The sequence below is a fragment of the Clostridia bacterium genome (assembly GCA_026414765.1).
In the GTDB taxonomy this organism is placed as follows: domain Bacteria; phylum Bacillota; class Clostridia; order Acetivibrionales; family DSM-27016; genus SKW86.
Map to the genome: position 1 here is coordinate 137,991 of JAOAIJ010000021.1, position 16,896 is coordinate 154,886.

Annotated in this window: 14 protein-coding genes; 12 read left to right on the plus strand and 2 right to left on the minus strand. The window is 38.2% G+C overall.

Annotated features, from left to right (window positions below; all coding sequences use genetic code 11):
• Positions 1-76: 76 nt before the first annotated feature.
• The gene (ytvI, locus tag N3I35_08285; GenBank protein MCX8130081.1) at positions 77-1,180 is read right to left on the minus strand and encodes a sporulation integral membrane protein YtvI; all 1,104 of its coding nucleotides are present in this window, start codon (positions 1,178-1,180) and stop codon (positions 77-79) included.
• A gap of 325 nt (positions 1,181-1,505) precedes the next feature.
• On the opposite strand from ytvI, the gene rpsB reads away from it, so the two are divergent.
• From rpsB to N3I35_08345, 12 genes are all read left to right on the plus strand, one after another.
• Positions 1,506-2,243 carry a 30S ribosomal protein S2 gene (gene rpsB / locus N3I35_08290; GenBank protein ID MCX8130082.1) on the plus strand — a complete coding sequence of 246 codons (738 nt, stop codon included), beginning with the start codon at positions 1,506-1,508 and terminating at the stop codon, positions 2,241-2,243.
• A 253-nt stretch (positions 2,244-2,496) separates the two neighbouring features.
• The gene (tsf, locus tag N3I35_08295; GenBank protein ID MCX8130083.1) at positions 2,497-3,144 is read left to right on the plus strand and encodes a translation elongation factor Ts; all 648 of its coding nucleotides are present in this window, start codon (positions 2,497-2,499) and stop codon (positions 3,142-3,144) included.
• A 193-nt stretch (positions 3,145-3,337) separates the two neighbouring features.
• Positions 3,338-4,057: a UMP kinase gene (pyrH, locus tag N3I35_08300; GenBank protein MCX8130084.1), complete on the plus strand. Its 720-nt coding sequence runs from the start codon at positions 3,338-3,340 to the stop codon at positions 4,055-4,057.
• Between the two features lie 15 nt (positions 4,058-4,072).
• Complete coding sequence (frr, locus tag N3I35_08305; GenBank protein ID MCX8130085.1) at positions 4,073-4,630, plus strand: ribosome recycling factor; 558 nt, start codon at positions 4,073-4,075, stop codon at positions 4,628-4,630.
• A gap of 43 nt (positions 4,631-4,673) precedes the next feature.
• A complete protein-coding gene (locus N3I35_08310; GenBank protein ID MCX8130086.1) occupies positions 4,674-4,874 on the plus strand; it encodes a hypothetical protein in 201 nt (66 codons plus the stop codon).
• 187 nt (positions 4,875-5,061) lie between these two features.
• Positions 5,062-5,808, plus strand: a complete 747-nt coding sequence (locus tag N3I35_08315) for an isoprenyl transferase (GenBank protein ID MCX8130087.1) — start codon at positions 5,062-5,064, stop codon at positions 5,806-5,808.
• Positions 5,809-6,645 (plus strand): phosphatidate cytidylyltransferase, encoded by an 837-nt coding sequence (locus N3I35_08320; protein MCX8130088.1) that lies wholly within the window; start codon positions 5,809-5,811, stop codon positions 6,643-6,645.
• Between the two features lie 32 nt (positions 6,646-6,677).
• The gene (locus N3I35_08325; GenBank protein MCX8130089.1) at positions 6,678-7,823 is read left to right on the plus strand and encodes a 1-deoxy-D-xylulose-5-phosphate reductoisomerase; all 1,146 of its coding nucleotides are present in this window, start codon (positions 6,678-6,680) and stop codon (positions 7,821-7,823) included.
• Positions 7,824-7,837: 14 nt separating this feature from the next.
• The gene (rseP, locus tag N3I35_08330; GenBank protein ID MCX8130090.1) at positions 7,838-9,130 is read left to right on the plus strand and encodes an RIP metalloprotease RseP; all 1,293 of its coding nucleotides are present in this window, start codon (positions 7,838-7,840) and stop codon (positions 9,128-9,130) included.
• Positions 9,131-9,165: 35 nt separating this feature from the next.
• Complete coding sequence (gene ispG / locus N3I35_08335) at positions 9,166-10,233, plus strand: flavodoxin-dependent (E)-4-hydroxy-3-methylbut-2-enyl-diphosphate synthase (protein MCX8130091.1); 1,068 nt, start codon at positions 9,166-9,168, stop codon at positions 10,231-10,233.
• 69 nt (positions 10,234-10,302) lie between these two features.
• Positions 10,303-10,938 carry a glycosyltransferase family 2 protein gene (locus tag N3I35_08340; GenBank protein MCX8130092.1) on the plus strand — a complete coding sequence of 212 codons (636 nt, stop codon included), beginning with the start codon at positions 10,303-10,305 and terminating at the stop codon, positions 10,936-10,938.
• 16 nt (positions 10,939-10,954) lie between these two features.
• Entirely contained in the window at positions 10,955-15,265 is a 4,311-nt protein-coding gene (locus tag N3I35_08345; protein ID MCX8130093.1) for a PolC-type DNA polymerase III, read from the plus strand.
• Positions 15,266-15,285: 20 nt separating this feature from the next.
• Here N3I35_08345 and N3I35_08350 read toward each other — a convergent pair whose 3' ends face one another.
• Complete coding sequence (locus N3I35_08350) at positions 15,286-16,716, minus strand: MATE family efflux transporter (protein ID MCX8130094.1); 1,431 nt, start codon at positions 16,714-16,716, stop codon at positions 15,286-15,288.
• Between the last annotated feature and the right edge of the window lie 180 nt (positions 16,717-16,896).

Below are 16,896 nucleotides of genomic sequence, written 5' to 3' on the forward strand. Positions count from 1 at the left end.
AGTTGCAATAATCAGAAATGGGTAAAAAAATGAGGATAGAGCTTTTCAAACAATGCAGCAAAAGCCTATCCTTATTTTATTTGTTGTTCTCATTTTTTGGCTTGGCTAATAAATCCTTGATCGTACGATTTTTGAGAACTCCGGATAGGATGTTTTTTGCCAAAAGAACCGTTATCGGTCCCAAAATCAAGCCTAAAATCCCGAACAACTGAAGTCCGGTATACATTGCAAGCAATGTCAGCAGAGGGTGTATCCCTATCTGTTGACTGAGTATCTTAGGCTCGATAGTTTGTCTTACTACCAGCACGATAACATACAAAATCAATATTGCTATTCCCGTTTTAATATTACCTGTTAATACCGAGTAAACAGACCAGGGTATAAGTACGCTTCCTACCCCTATTATAGGCAATGCATCTATAAAACTGGCCAAAAGCGCAATGATCAGAGGATGCTCTACTCCGATAATCAACAGACCGGTATAGAGTTCTACAAATGTAACAGTCATTAGGATTAACTGTGCCTTAACATAACCTAAAAGTGCAAAAAGCATACTGTTTTTTATATAAAGAAAATTGCTGATAACACTCTTAGGAAGTATTGATTCGAAAAAAACGTATATTTTATCCCTGTCGCTTAGAAAGAAATAGGTAGCTAAAATCGTTACAAGTATGAATACAACCAGACCCGGTATAAATGCCGCAGTGTTTAGAACCCCCGTAAGGAACGAATTTGTGGCTTTCATCAGATAAGTAGATAAATTGGAAGCAGCATTTCCGATGTACTGTGTAACCTCCCCAGGAAGATTAAGGTAGATGTCCGTACCTTTTTTTATTAAGTCATCCATATTCCTGTAGAAGTCATTAAAATATCCTGGCAGGGTTTCAGACAGGTTAACGATCTCAGCTATCAGTCTGGAAATAATAACTACTAAAATCAAGCCGAACATGCAAAGGACAAGAAATACTGAAACTGCTGATGCGGCCGGTCTGGAAAGTTTAAGCTTTTTTGAAAGCAAGCCTACGACAGGCTCGATAAGAATCGAAAACACAAAAGCAAGTATAAATGGAATAAGGTAAAAAAACAGTTTATATATAGTAAAAATTCCCAGAACCAATCCTGAAACAGTTACTACAACCTTGAGAATCTGTTTAGGAAATGAACCATTTTCAATACTCATAACTTATACTAATCCTCATTCAATATTGTGCTTTTCAAAACAAATAATTATTAAGAACAGTTTAATCCAAGGTATTCAAATCGTCAAGAACGATATGTAAATATGTGTAAATATATAACTGGAAAGATTTTTATTGATTCTATAAAATATTTTATAAAATTATGTAAAAATTATTGATAAAAAATATTCATTGTGTTATACTACATAGCGGAAAATACACACTCAGTCGGATTTGTGGAGAAGTTCCTGAAATGAGAAAATTACTCAAACCGGTACTCCATGAAAATGAAAGCTGAGGAGGTATAAACTATAGGAGGTATTTAAAATGTCAGTAATTTCAATGAAACAACTTTTAGAAGCAGGTGTTCATTTTGGTCACCAGACCAGGAGATGGAACCCAAAGATGGCCGAATATATCTTTACTGAAAGAAACGGCATCTACATTATCGATCTTCAAAAGACTGTAAAAAAAGTTGAAGAAGCTTATTACTTCATAAGAGAAGTAGCAATGAACGGTGAAGATGTACTTTTTATCGGTACAAAGAAACAGGCACAGGATGCTATTAAGGAAGAAGCTGAAAGAAGCGGTCAGTACTTTGTGAACGCCAGGTGGTTAGGTGGTATGCTCACCAACTTCAAGACTATCCAAAAGAGAATCAACAGACTAAATCAGTTGACTGATATGGAAAAGAACGGTGTATTTGATGTTCTTCCTAAAAAAGAAGTTATCAAGCTCAAAAAGGAAATGGAAGACCTCGAAAAGAATCTTGGCGGAATAAAGGCTATGAAGAGACTTCCCGGTGCAATGTTCATAGTAGATCCAAGAAAAGAAAGAAATGCAATATTAGAAGCAAGGAAACTGGGTATACCTGTTGTTGCTATTGTTGATACAAACTGTGATCCTGATGAAGTTGATTACGTAATTCCTGGTAACGATGATGCTATAAGAGCCGTAAAACTTATAGCTGCAAAGATCGCAGATGCGATCATTGAAGGAAGACAGGGCGAACAGTTGACAACTTCTGATGTTGAAGAAAATGGTGCTGAAGAAGCAGCAGAATAATTAATTCTTAATGGATTAGATTAATTAGGGGACACACCGAAAGTACAGATATCAGATGCAGAAAGCCAGATAACAGAGTAATAAATTCCTAGTAAGATTCTTTCTAGTTTCTGGTCTCTGCCCTTTGATTTTTATACTTATGGAATGTCCCTTTTTAAGAATAAACACATAAAGCTATAGAGTCGCTTTAATAAAAGTATAAGAATAGTAAGAAAGTAAATAATATGAATAATTCATGTTTGGAGGAGTTACGATGATTACTGCTGAAATGGTTAAACAACTACGTGAGAGAACAGGTGCAGGTATGATGGACTGCAAAAAGGCTCTAACCGAAGCAAACGGTAATACTGAAAAGGCAATAGAATTATTAAGAGAAAAGGGCCTTGCATCTGCAGCAAAAAAAGCTGGCAGAATAGCTGCGGAAGGTCTGGTTGATGCTTACATACATGGTGATGGAAGAATAGGTGTATTGGTAGAAATTAACATAGAAACAGATTTTGCTGCAAAAAATGAAGAATTCAAATCATTCGTAAGGGAAGTAGCAATGCAGATAGCTGCTGCGAAACCTGAATATGTAAGAAGAGAAGAAGTACCTGCAGAAATTATTGAAAAAGAAAGAGAAATACTTAAAGCTCAGGCGCTAAACGAAGGTAAACCTGAAAAAATTATTGAAAAGATGGTAGAAGGAAGAATAGAGAAATATTATAAAGAAGTTTGCTTATTGGAACAACCATTCATAAAAGATCCAGATAAGACAATTCAACAGCTTATGACTGAAAAAATTGCTTCGATTGGAGAAAATATCAATATAAGAAGGTTTGTAAGGTTTGAAAGAGGCGAAGGTCTTGCTAAAAAAGAAGAAAACTTTGCTGATGAAGTAATGAAGCAAATAAATGGTTAAAATATGATGAGGAACATATAATATATGTTCCTTTTTCATAGCAAGCAGGAAATTTTAACATACACTGGTAATGAACTTAATAAAAAGTATTTTATTAGCAATTCATGACCAATACTTTAATAAAATTTAGTCGGCATGCAGGATTTTAAAATCTGATGTAGAAAATATCTAAAAGGAGTGGGGGTAAACTTCAATGCAATTAAACGAAAAAACGCTCAAGTATAAACGAGTACTACTTAAAGTAAGCGGAGAAGCTCTTGCTGGAGATAAGGGACTTGGTTTGGATACGGATACAATCAACAACATTTCTGACAGGATATGCGAAGCCTACAACATGGGAGTAGAAATAGCCATAGTTGTCGGGGGCGGAAATTTCTGGAGGGGTAGAAGCGGCAAGGGTATGGATCGCACTACCGCTGACCATATGGGGATGTTGGCTACAGTCATTAATGCATTGGCACTACAGGATGCTCTTGAATCCAGGAATGTTCCTACTAGAGTTCAAACTGCCATAGAAATGAGACAGATTGCAGAACCTTATATCAGAAGGAAGGCTGTTAGACATCTTGAAAAAAGAAGAATTGTAATTTTCGCCTGCGGAACGGGAAACCCCTATTTTTCTACAGATACTACTTCTGCACTGAGGGCAGCAGAAATAGATGCAGAGGTTATTTTGCTCGCAAAAAAAGTTGATGGGGTATATGATAGTGATCCAAATTTAAACCCGGATGCAAAAAAATTCGATAGATTGACTTTTATAGATGTTTTGAATAAAGGTCTGGGTGTAATGGATTCAACAGCTGCGTCGTTGTGTATGGATAATAAAATACCTATTTTAGTATTCGGGCTGGATCAACCGGAAAATATTATAAAAGTTTTGCTCGGAGAGGAAATTGGTACTTCAATAACATAAATAAGGAGGAGTTTTATGAGTAAGGAAGCTTACAAGCCTACTGAAGAGAAGATGAAAAAGACAATTAACGTTTTAAAGGATGAATTGGCAGGACTAAGAGCTGGAAGGGCAAACCCTTCAATTCTTGATAAAGTGAACATAGATTATTACGGAGTACCAACACCTATAAATCAAATTGGAAATGTTTCCATACCTGAAGCCAGGGTGATACTGATTCAGCCCTGGGATATAAAGATACTAAAGGAAGTAGAAAAAGCCATTCAAAAATCCGATATCGGAATTAATCCATCAAATGACGGAAAAGTTATTAGGCTTGTATTCCCGCCTTTGACTGAGGAAAGAAGAAAAGAACTGACTAAGGTAGTTAAGAAATACGGTGAAGATGCAAAAGTGGCATTAAGGTCTATAAGAAGAGATGCTATCGAGCACTTTAAAGCTCAGAAGAAAAATGGTGAAATTACTGAAGATGATCTGAAGGATGCAGAAAAGGATATACAAGTAATTACTGATAAGTACATAACAGAAGTAGATAAGATTGTAGAATTAAAGGATAAGGAAATTCTGGAGGTTTAGGTGCCTTGAATCATATATCAGGCATCAGGCAAAGGGAATAAATATGAGTAGACCTGACGTTGTAGGATTTTTATTGGGGGATGCGATAAAAACTCTTGAAAACACTGGCATATCTATAAAAAGAATAAATGTAACTGCTCCTCCGAGAGAAAAATCCGATATATACGATGAATCATACAGGGTGGTTAGAACAAGTATGATAAGTGATAAGGAAATAGAGTTATTAGTATGCAAACCTCTCTAGTATTCTAGAGAGGTTTTATACTGGTTGTCCTTATGTCCCGTGCTGAATTAACATTGATGGGTAAAAGAAAAGTATATGCACAAAATTCAAATCTGTTGTTTTTTTATAGAGACTCCTATATTATAATATATGATTGATACAATTATTAAAAAGAAAATGTTACACGTGAGGGTTTTCGGAGGAACTGATGTTTAATTTTTCCAGATTTAAGAAAACAAGTTATGAGATAGATAAGAACAATCTTCCGGTTCATATTGCCATAATAATGGACGGAAACGGACGTTGGGCAAAACGCAGGGGATTGTCCAGAAGTTTGGGCCATAGGGAAGGATCTAACGTCTTAAAGAGGATAACAGAGTTTTGCAGTGACCTGGGAATTAAGTATCTTACTGTATATGCATTCTCAACAGAAAACTGGAAACGACCCAAAAGTGAAGTTGACAAGTTGATGGATCTTTTGCTTGAATATTTAAAAAAGGCTGAAGATGAGCTTTCGGGAAAGAATATCAGGATTAAAGTGATAGGTGACAAAAAAGGACTTCCACTGGAGATTCAAAAACAGGTTGAAAGGGTAGAAAAATTTTCACGGGAAAACACAGGATTGTGTCTGAATATGGCACTAAACTATGGAAGCAGGAATGAAATTATTAATGCAGCAAAATTATTGATAAAGGACTGCAATGATGGAAAAATAAAAGTTGATGATATAGATGAGAATCTATTTTCAGACAGACTTTACACTACCGGGATACCTGACCCTGATTTGCTGATAAGGCCTAGTGGAGAACAAAGAATAAGTAACTTTCTTCTCTGGCAGGCAGCTTATACTGAGTTCTGGTATTCAAACGTAATGTGGCCTGATTTTAAAAAAGAGCATTTACTGGAAGCAATAAGAGACTATCAAAATAGAAACAGACGGTTTGGAGGAATTTAATTGCATAAGACTAGAATAATCAGCGGGGGTATTGGTTTTATTCTATTGGTTGCTGTAATTTTAGCTGGGAGTATGGCTTTTACTGCTGCAATAACCCTTTTGTCTCTGATAGGCATGTTTGAGTTTTACAATGCAGTTTCCAAAGGAGGCTATAAACCGGTAAGGATTATCGGCTATATATCATGCCTGGTTATTTTCATTGTGGGATTGCAAGCCGGGGAAAATAATTTGAGCTTCCTATTCAATATTGAGTATATTACATTCGGATTGTTTGCTATGATATGTATTTTGTTTTCCTATGTCGTGTTTACTGAAAACAAGGTCAATATCAATGACATATCTTTAACCTTTTTTGGTATATTTTATGTAGTATTCCTGTTTTCATTTGTAGTTCTTACCAGAAATATGGAAGCAGGGCAGTACTATATATGGCTTGTCTTTATTGGTGCTTTTGCAACGGATACATTTGCTTATATTTTCGGAAACTTAATAGGTAAAACAAAAATACTTCCTGTTATAAGCCCGAAAAAATCGCTGGAAGGGTCAATAGGTGGAATTGTAGGCTGTGTTTTGCTTATGTTAATATATGGTTTGATTATTGATAGTATGGGATGGGTAAAAGACTCAGTAGCTTTATACCACTTTATTGTTATAGGTATATTATGTGGAGTGATTTCACAAATTGGTGATTGGGCGGCTTCGGCAATTAAGAGATACATAGGAGTTAAGGACTATGGAAGGATAATGCCGGGTCACGGCGGCGTTCTGGACCGCTTTGACAGTATATTGTTTGTGGCACCGGTTATTTATTTTTACTTCAGCTTTTTCATAAGATAATAGCTGATATAACTTGTTTCAAGGAGTTAAGTATGGCAAAAAACATAGCAATTCTGGGATCAACAGGTTCGATAGGGGTACAGACTCTTGATGTTGCGAGAAATCTTGGTTTGAAAGTATCAGGCCTGTCAGCCAACTCAAATATTGATTTGCTGGAAAAGCAGTTGAGAGAGTTTAGTCCAAGGGTAGTGGCTGTTGGAAGTGAAAAACTTGCCGAAGAATTGAAAAAAAGAATTAGAGGCTATGACACCGAAGTTGTTTTTGGTGAAGATGGGTTTAAGAAGGTGGGCACTATAAATGAAGTGGATACTGTTGTATCTGCCGTCGTCGGTATAGCAGGACTCATCCCTACTTTGGAAGCTATAAGAGCCGGAAAAGATATTGCTTTGGCAAATAAGGAAACTCTTGTTACAGCCGGAGCTATTGTCATGTCTGAAGCAAAGAAACATAATGTCAGGATACTTCCTGTAGACAGCGAGCATTCAGCAATTTTTCAATGCCTTATGGGAAACAGGGCAGGGGATTTGGAGAAAATAGTATTGACTGCTTCCGGTGGACCTTTCAGAGGTAAAAAGAAAAATGAACTTAAAGCTGTAACTCCTGCACAGGCTCTGAAGCATCCTAACTGGAGCATGGGCAGCAAAATTTCAATAGATTCGGCGACTCTGATGAATAAAGGCTTGGAGGTTATAGAAGCAAAATGGCTTTTTGATCTGAACCTGAAGCAGATACAGGTTGTAATACATCCTCAGAGTATTATTCATTCCATGGTAGAGTATAAAGATGGGTCAATTATAGCACAGTTGGGTTCTCCGGATATGCGCATTCCAATACAATTTGCCCTTACATATCCAGGCAGGGCTGAAGGCGATTTTTCAAGACTTGATCTGCTGAAAGCAGGCAAATTCACATTTGAAGAGCCGGATTATGAAACTTTCGGAAGCTTGGAATACGCTTTTGAATCCCTGCGGATAGGCGGAACAATGCCGGTTGTGCTTAATGCTGCCAATGAAGTTGCAGTTAGCTTATTCTTAAATGGAAGAATTGGTTTTCTGGACATTTCACGGATTGTCGGGAGTGCAATGGGCAAACATATTGTGAATAATAACCCAAGCCTGAATGATATAATAGAAGTAGATATGTGGACGAGAGAAGAAATCAAACATCTAAGAATTTAGAATGAGGTATTAATATGAACATTTTTGTTGCTATTCTGGCTTTAAGCTTTTTGATAATTGTACATGAATTCGGGCATTTTATAGTTGCCAAGCTTTCAGGTATAAAGGTTCTTGAGTTTTCACTCTTTATGGGACCCAAGCTTTTCAGCTTAAAGAGAGGTGAAACCACTTATTCCATAAGAAGCATACCTTTAGGTGGGTACGTGAAAATGGAAGGTGAAGAACAGGAATCCAGCGATGACAGAGCATATAACAGGAAGCCTGTCTATATACGGGCAGCCGTTATTGCTGCAGGGCCTATAATGAATCTTATCGTAGCGGTTATATTCCTCACAATAATAACTTCAGTAGCAGGTTACAGGACTACCAACATAAGATATGTAGAAGAGAATTCTCCGGCATATAATGCAGGTATCCGGGAGGGTGACAGGGTATTGACATATAACGGTAAGAAAATACTGCATCCTATGGATGTTGAGCTTTTTAAATTTGGAAACAAGGGTAAGCCTGTGGGTATAGAGTTTGAAAGAAACGGTATCAAGCAAAAAGCAGAGATTACTCCGGAAATTTTTAAGGAAAACCGGTTTTTACTTGGGTTTAGTCCCATGTCTTATTATAATGATAAATCTAACATAGTAAGAGCAGACTCTGTTGACAGCAAAAACCAAAAGGTATTGTTCAGAAAGGGAGACAAAATAGTCAGACTAGGCAGTCAGGAAATATCAAGTGGCAGGGATATAAGAAAGTTCCTTGGACAGAATGGTGACAAACCCATCAATGTAGAAGTTATCCGCAATGGAAAAACAGAAACGTTTACTGTTATACCTACAAAAAGTAATGCACCTGAGCAGTATGAAATAGGTTTGGATTTCAGTGGGGAAAAGGGCAATATACTTAATTCCTTGAAACATTCCGCTATTTACAGTGTATCACTTTCGAGAAACATTTACTATTCTCTTGCATGGCTTGTGACAGGCAATGTATCCATGAAGCAGATGTCTGGTCCAGTAGGAATAGTATCCACTATAGGAGATATTGTTGAAATGAGTCCAACCCTGGCTGACAGGATATTAGGCTTGATGCAGATTACCGCTTTCATAAGTATCAACCTCGGCTTATTCAACCTTATACCTTTTCCTGCACTTGATGGAAGCAAGCTTGTGATACTTGCTATTGAAGGTATAAGGAGAAAGGCTATACCGCCTGAGCGCGAAGCATTTATTTCATTGATAGGACTTGCACTTTTGATAATGCTGATGATTTATGCTACCTATAATGATATAGTCCGTCTTGCGGGGGGCGGGTAAGATAATAAATATATTTGTTGAGAAAGGAAAATGCATTGAAAGAATATAGTTACATCAAACGCAGACCGACTAAAAGAATAAGAGCAGGCAGTTTGTATATAGGCGGTGATGCTCCGGTCACTATACAGTCAATGACAAATACCGATACTAGAGATGTCAAATCAACGGTTGAGCAGATAAAAAAGCTAGAAGAAGCAGGCTGTGAAATAATAAGGGTTGCGGTGCCGGATGCTGAAGCAGCAGAAGCTATAGGCGGAATAAAAAAATCAATCAGGATTCCTTTGGTAGCAGACATACATTTTGATTACCGTCTGGCCCTTTCCTCTATGAAAATGGGTGCAGACAAAATAAGGCTAAACCCGGGAAACATAGGGGACCGTGATAGGGTTATGAAGGTTGTTGAAATGGCTAAAGAGCGTCAAGTACCTATAAGGATTGGAGTTAACTCGGGCTCTATAGAAAAACACATACTTGAAAAGTATAGTGGGGTAACACCTGAAGGTATGGTAGAAAGTGCTCTTGGTCATGCAGCAATACTGGAGGAACTTGATTTTGACCAGATAGCTTTTTCCATAAAGGCTTCAAGCGTGCCAATGACGATAGCCGCCTACCGTCTTATGTCGGAGAAATCAAGATACCCTTTGCACATCGGTGTCACGGAAGCCGGTACTGTTTATAAGGGAACAATCAAATCTTCCGTAGGCTTAGGATGTCTGTTGGCTGAGGGAATAGGTGATACTTTACGGGTTTCATTAACCGGTGATCCGGTAGAGGAAATAAGAGCAGGAATAGAAATCTTGAAGGCACTCGGCCTGAAAAAGGGCGGTATAGAGTTTGTATCATGTCCTACATGCGGCAGATGCCAGGTTGATTTGATAGATATAGCTAACAAGGTAGAAGCAAGTGTTCAGATGCTGGAGAAAGATATAAAGGTTGCAGTTATGGGCTGTGCAGTAAATGGACCAGGAGAGGCAAGGGAAGCTGATATCGGTATAGCAGGTGGCAAGGGAGAAGTGCTGCTGTTCAAGAAAGGTGAAGCAGTCCGTAAAATACCGGAAGAAAGAGCAGTGGAAGAGTTATTGGCTGAAATAAAAAAAATGTAATCACTTTATAGGTGAATTGAATTTAATGATCGTAAAAAATACATACTATTTCTGAAAGGACTGGTATGTATGAAGATTAGTGCAATAATTCCCGCCTATAACGAAGAAAACACAATTTCAGACGTAATAAAAACAATAAAAAGCGTAAATGAGATAGAAGAAATAATTGTTGTGAGCGACGGCTCAAGAGACAACACTGCCGGCCTGGCAATAAGCTGTGGAGCAAGGGTTGTCGAGCTCGAGCATAACAGGGGAAAAGGAGCTGCAATCAAAGCAGGCATCAAGCATTGCAGCGGTGAAATAATTTTACTTCTTGATGCTGATTTGATAGGACTTAATGCATTTCATATACGGAAACTGTTGAATCCGGTTCTGAATAACTCTGCAGACATGACAATCGGCTTGTTCAGCAAGGGTAGATTTTCAACGGATATTGCCCAGAAAATTGCGCCGAATCTGTCCGGACAGAGAGCTGTAAGGAAATCCGTTCTCGAAAGTTTAAAAGGTATTGATACTGCCGGTTATGGTATAGAGGTCTCATTGACAATCCATGCCCAAAAAACTAATATTAGAGTAGATGAGGTTGTATTAGAAGATTTGACACACGTAATGAAAGAAGAAAAGCTAGGTTTGCTGCGTGGTTTTATGGAAAGAATGAAAATGTACTGGCAGATATTAAAAGGGATGCGGCTGGCAAGGAGATAAAAGGGGTATGAGTTCAGTGCAAAATGTAGCATTAGAAAATAAAACATTGTCAGAGCTTTTTCCGGAGGTCTTTTCCGGGGATGAAAAATCAAATCTGTTAAAAGACATTAAAATTTCAAGTATAAATGTATATAGAAAATCCAAAAGGCTGGAAGTTTTTCTTTTGTCGGAAAAATTGATTCCGGCTTCAAGTATTTCCAAATTAGAGCAGAATTTCGTCAATTCATTTCAACTTGAATCAACGAGTATTAAGATAAGATTCAATACATCTATGGAATTAAAGGATATTCTGGTTTCGTACTGGGATAGTGTTTTATTTTTAGTCAATAATAAGATAGCATTGAGTAGGGGTATACTTCACGACTGTATGTGGGAACTTGACGGAAAAAGGCTGAAAATATGCCTTAAGACCAAAGGAACACAGATACTTAAAGCCCAGGCATGTGATGCCCTTATAGAAAAATATCTGGATGAGATGTTTTCAGCAAATATAAAGGTTGAGTTTGTTGATTTTGAAGTCGATGAGACTGCTAAAGATGAATATATAAAGCTAAAAGAAAGTGAAGAAGCCAAACTTATCAGTGATGCCATTATCGTTCAGAATACACAGAAAACTGATTCGGGCAGCAGGCAGCAGGCTAAACGTGAAACTCTTCAAAACGGTACGGTTGTGGACATCATTCTTGGAAAAAACTTTAACGACAGTATAATAAAAATGTCTGAGATTACCCAGGATTCAGGAAAGGTAGCGATGTGTGGGGAAATCTTCAGGGTTGAATTCAGGGAAATCCGTGGAGAAAGGCATATCTGTATATTTGATATTACAGATTTCACAAGCTCTTTGACTGTAAAATTCTTCGTAGAAAAAGGAGATATAGATTTAATAAAAGAGCAGATAAAGGAAAGCATCAATGTAAAAGTCCGTGGTGAAGCTCAATATGATAAATTCTCAAAAGAGCTTGCTGTGATGGCTTCAGATATTATACAGGTCGAAAAACAGGTGAAAATTGATGAAGCAGAAACAAAGAGAGTTGAACTTCACCTGCATACACAGATGAGTACAATGGATGGTGTCACACCGGTAAAAGAACTGGTAAAAAGAGCAGCACAATGGGGACATAAAGCTATAGCCATTACGGACCATGGTGTCGTGCAAGCATATCCTGATGCTTTTGATACCGGTAAGAAAAACAAAATAAAGATTATTTACGGTATGGAGTGCTATCTGCTTGATGACTGTGTTCCTGTTGCGTACCATCCGAACGGGCAGTCACTTGACGGTGAGTTTGTTGTGCTTGATTTGGAGACAACAGGCTTAAATGCCGATAAGGATAGAATAACCGAGATAGGTGCAGTAAAAATTAAGAACGGGGTAATAGTTGACAGGTTCAGCTCTTTTGTAAACCCTGAAATACCGATACCAAGCTATATTGTAAAACTTACCGGAATAACGAACGAAATGGTTCAGGAAGCACCTGCAATAGAACCTGTCTTACTGGAGTTTTTAGAATTTATAAACGGGACAACTCTTGTAGCCCACAATGCAACCTTTGATTTAGGCTTTTTAAAGCATTATGCCAAGACTATCGGAGAGCATATAAACAATCCGGTTATAGATACATTGCAATTATGTAGAAACATGTTTCCTGAATTAAGCAAATACAGGCTGAATATTATTGCAAAGCATCTTGGAATAAGATTGGAGAATCATCACAGGGCAGTTGATGATTCCAGGGCGACTGCTGAAATTTTTATTAAGTGTCTGGATATTTTAAAGAAAAAGGGCATTAAAACAATTAATGACATTGATGGAGCCTTTGACAGTACTGGCGATTACAAAAAGGGCTCTACATACCATGCAGTAATACTTGTGAAAAACAATATTGGACTAAAAAATCTTTATAAAATAGTTTCGGATTCTCATCTGAAGTATTATCATAAAAGGCCTAGGGTTCCTAAAAAGCTGTTAATGACACATCGTGAAGGGCTGATTCTGGGAAGTGCCTGTGAAGCGGGTGAACTATATTCGGCAATACTGGACAACAAAGGCGACGACCAGATTATGAAAATTGTCAAGTTTTATGATTATCTCGAAATCCAGCCTCTAGGAAACAACCAGTTCTTAATCAATAATGGAAAGGTAAACAGCCAGGAAGAGCTAAAGAGCATAAATAAAAAAATAATCAGACTGGGAGAGAAGTTTAAGAAACCAGTTGTCGCTACTTGTGACGTGCACTTTATGGACCCGAGAGATGAGGTGTTCAGGCGGATTCTCATGGCGGGGAAAGGTTTTGCCGATGCGGATAACCAAGCGCCCCTTTATTTCAGAACTACAGAGGAAATGATGAGAGAGTTTGAGTATCTTGGCAGGGAAAAGGCGTATGAGGTAGTTGTGACCAATACAAACCTTATAGCTGATATGGTTGAGGATATACCGCCTGTGCTGCCGGGGGTGCATCCTCCGAAAATAGAAGGTGCGGAGGAAGAAATAAAAAAGCTGGCAGAGAACAAGGCCAGGGAAATATATGGAGAAACATTGCCGCAGGTAGTGGCCGAACGGCTTGATAAGGAACTTAACTCCATTATAAAGAACGGTTTTTCAGTTATGTATCTTATAGCCCAGAAACTCGTGTACAAATCTGTAAGTGACGGATATCTTGTCGGCTCCAGAGGATCTGTGGGTTCATCTTTTGTAGCAAATATGGCAGGGATTACAGAAGTTAATTCTCTTCAACCGCATTATATTTGCACCAAATGTAAATACTCCGAGTTTATAACTGATGGAAGTTATGACTGCGGATTTGATTTGCCTGAGAAAAGCTGTCCTGAATGCGGGCAGTCGCTGAAAAGGGATGGTTATGACATACCCTTTGAAACCTTCCTTGGGTTTGATGGCGATAAAGAACCTGATATAGATTTGAATTTCTCGGGTGAATATCAGCCAAGGGCACATAAATACACTGAGGAGCTTTTTGGAGAAGGGCATGTTTTCAGAGCAGGAACTATAGCTTCTGTTGCGGATAAGACTGCATTCGGTTATGTTAAAAACTACCTTGATGAAAGAGAAGTGGTTGTAACAAATGCTGAAATGAACAGGCTGGTTAAAGGATGTACGGGAATAAAGAGGACCACTGGCCAGCATCCGGGAGGGATAATGATTGTGCCTCAGGATAAGGAGATTTATGACTTTTCTCCTATTCAAAGACCTGCTGATGATACAGAATCGGATACAATAACAACTCACTTTGATTACCACTTTCTTCATGGAAGTATCCTTAAGCTTGACATACTTGGACATGATGATCCTACAGTGATAAGAATGCTCGAAGATTTGACAGGGGTGGATGCTACAACAATACGTATCGGCGAAGAGAAAACAATGAGCATATTCAACAGTACTGAAGCTCTGGGAGTAAAGCCTGAAGATATAAACAGTGAAGTTGGTACTTTTGCCATACCTGAGTTTGGGACAAAATTTGTAAGACAGATGCTGGTTGATACAAAACCGAAGTATTTCTCGGAACTTATAAGAATTTCCGGTTTGTCACACGGTACGGATGTATGGCTCAATAATGCACAGGATCTTATCCGTTCAGGTATCTGTACCCTTTCGGAATCCATATGTTGCCGTGATGATATAATGATTTTCCTGATCCATAAGGGACTTCATCCTAAAACAGCTTTTAAGATAATGGAGGATGTAAGAAAAGGAAAGGGATTGAAGGAAGAATACGTTCAGACAATGAAGGAAAACAATGTACCGCAGTGGTATATTGATTCCTGCAATAAGATAAAATATATGTTTCCTAAGGCACATGCAGCTGCATATGTAATGATGGCATTCAGAATAGCCTGGTTCAAAGTATATCATCCTGAAGCATTTTATGTAACATACTTTACTGTAAGGGCGGATGAATTTGATGCGGAGATAATGACACATGGACAGGACAGAGTCAGAAACAAGATCAGGGAGCTCGAACAGAAGGGTAATAATATGACTCAAAAAGAAAAAAACGTTCTTACCATTCTTGAAGTAACAAATGAGATGTATGCAAGGGGAATTAAGTTCCTGCCGGTGGATTTATATAAATCGGATGCAATAAAATTCCAGATAACATCAGAAGGAATAAGGCCACCTCTTAATGCACTCCAGGGGCTTGGAGGTGCTGCTGCCCAGAATATCGTAGATTCCCGCAGAGATGGAGAGTTTCTCTCTGTTGATGAATTGAGAGTAAGAGCAAAAATAAGCAAAGCGGTTATAGAGATATTGCAGCAGAACGGATGTCTCGAAGGGCTGCCGGAAAGCAACCAGCTAAGCTTATTCTGAACATAATATATATCGGCTCTTTACTTGTCATCTTCTGAGGTTAATGTAGACAGAGTTGGGGATAGGGTATTTTCCCCAGGGTTTTCCAGCTCAACCGGGTCTGTATTATGAACTACAGACATCCTTTGCCATATACGGGAGCGCCATCTGTTAAGCATGATTATGCCGCGCAGCCACTCGTCGCAGGTGAATGCTATCCATACGCCAAGCAAGCCGAGTTTGAAATAAACACCCAGCAGGTATGAAAGCACTACAGATACACCCCACATGGATAAGACACCGATGACTACGGGAAATCTTACATCTCCGGCACCACGCAAAGCGTTGATGATTATGAGGTTAAAGGCTCTGCCAGGCTCCATGATCAAGGCTATGAGCAGCAATTGGCTTCCTATTTCAATTATTTCATTGTTGGTTGTATAAATGCTGATTAAAGATTTTCTAAAAAGTAAAAATACTACTGCAAAGGAAAAAGATATGATTATTGCAGTTCTTAAATATTTTAAGCAAGCCCTGTATGCCTCATTTGCTTTACCGGCACCTATCATATGTCCTGTAAGTATTTGAGTTCCCTGACCCATAGCGAAGGAGATCAGAAGAATGAACATTATGATATTGTGTACATAAAACCTTGTAGCCAGTGCGGTTGTACCCATTAGAGCTATCATTGAGGTGATCACTATCTGGGAAATATTATATGATAAAGTTTCTCCTGCTGAAGGTATGCCGATTTTTAAAATTTGTCCCAGAGTCTTTTTTGGAATAGGACTCAGGTATTTTATAGACAGTTTTACATCCACTTTCTTCTTTAGTATGATTAGCAGTGCGATCGCTGCTGCAAACTGGCTTGTGGCAGTAGAAATAGCAACTCCTTTTACTCCGAGGACAGGTATCCCCATTGGTCCGTAAATAAATAAATAGTCCCCTATAACATTTATTATATTCATACCGATTGCCACATACATAGAAATTTTTGTACGTCCATGGCTTCTGAGAATGGATGAAATTGTAGCGATTAATGCCTGGGAGAATGAAAATCCTCCCACGATAAAAATAAACTGTGATGCATAAGCAAATACATCTTTTGGAAGATTCATCAGACCTAACAGACTTGGACCGAATAAAAGAAGGCCTAAGCTCATGACTATACCAAAAATAAAGTTTGTTGCCAGTGCGACTACTACAATTTCTGAAATCCTGTCTTTAAGCTTTGCACCGAGATATTGAGATACAAGTATTACAGTACCGGAGCCGACAACCCCATATAAGAGAACTACAAGGCTTAAAAACTGATTTGTAGCTCCTACAGCTGCTACAGCGCTATCGGAGTATTTACCCAGCATATACATGTCTACATTGACCAATAACATACGCAAAAGTACTTCTATAAAAATTGGCCAGGTTAAATTTAGTAAGGTTAATTTTTTTGCTGATGAATGTCCTATATCCATTAAGGTTTACCCCCATAAGTATTCCGTGCGAATGTAAGCTGACTAAGAATTAAAGTAAATTCTACCACTATAACTTTACTCTTTCAATTGTTATTACAAATTTCTACATGTTTTTATTGTAATACATGTTGTTATATTAAGGCTGTAATGGGGGTAAGTTAAGATAGATTCCCGGTGAGT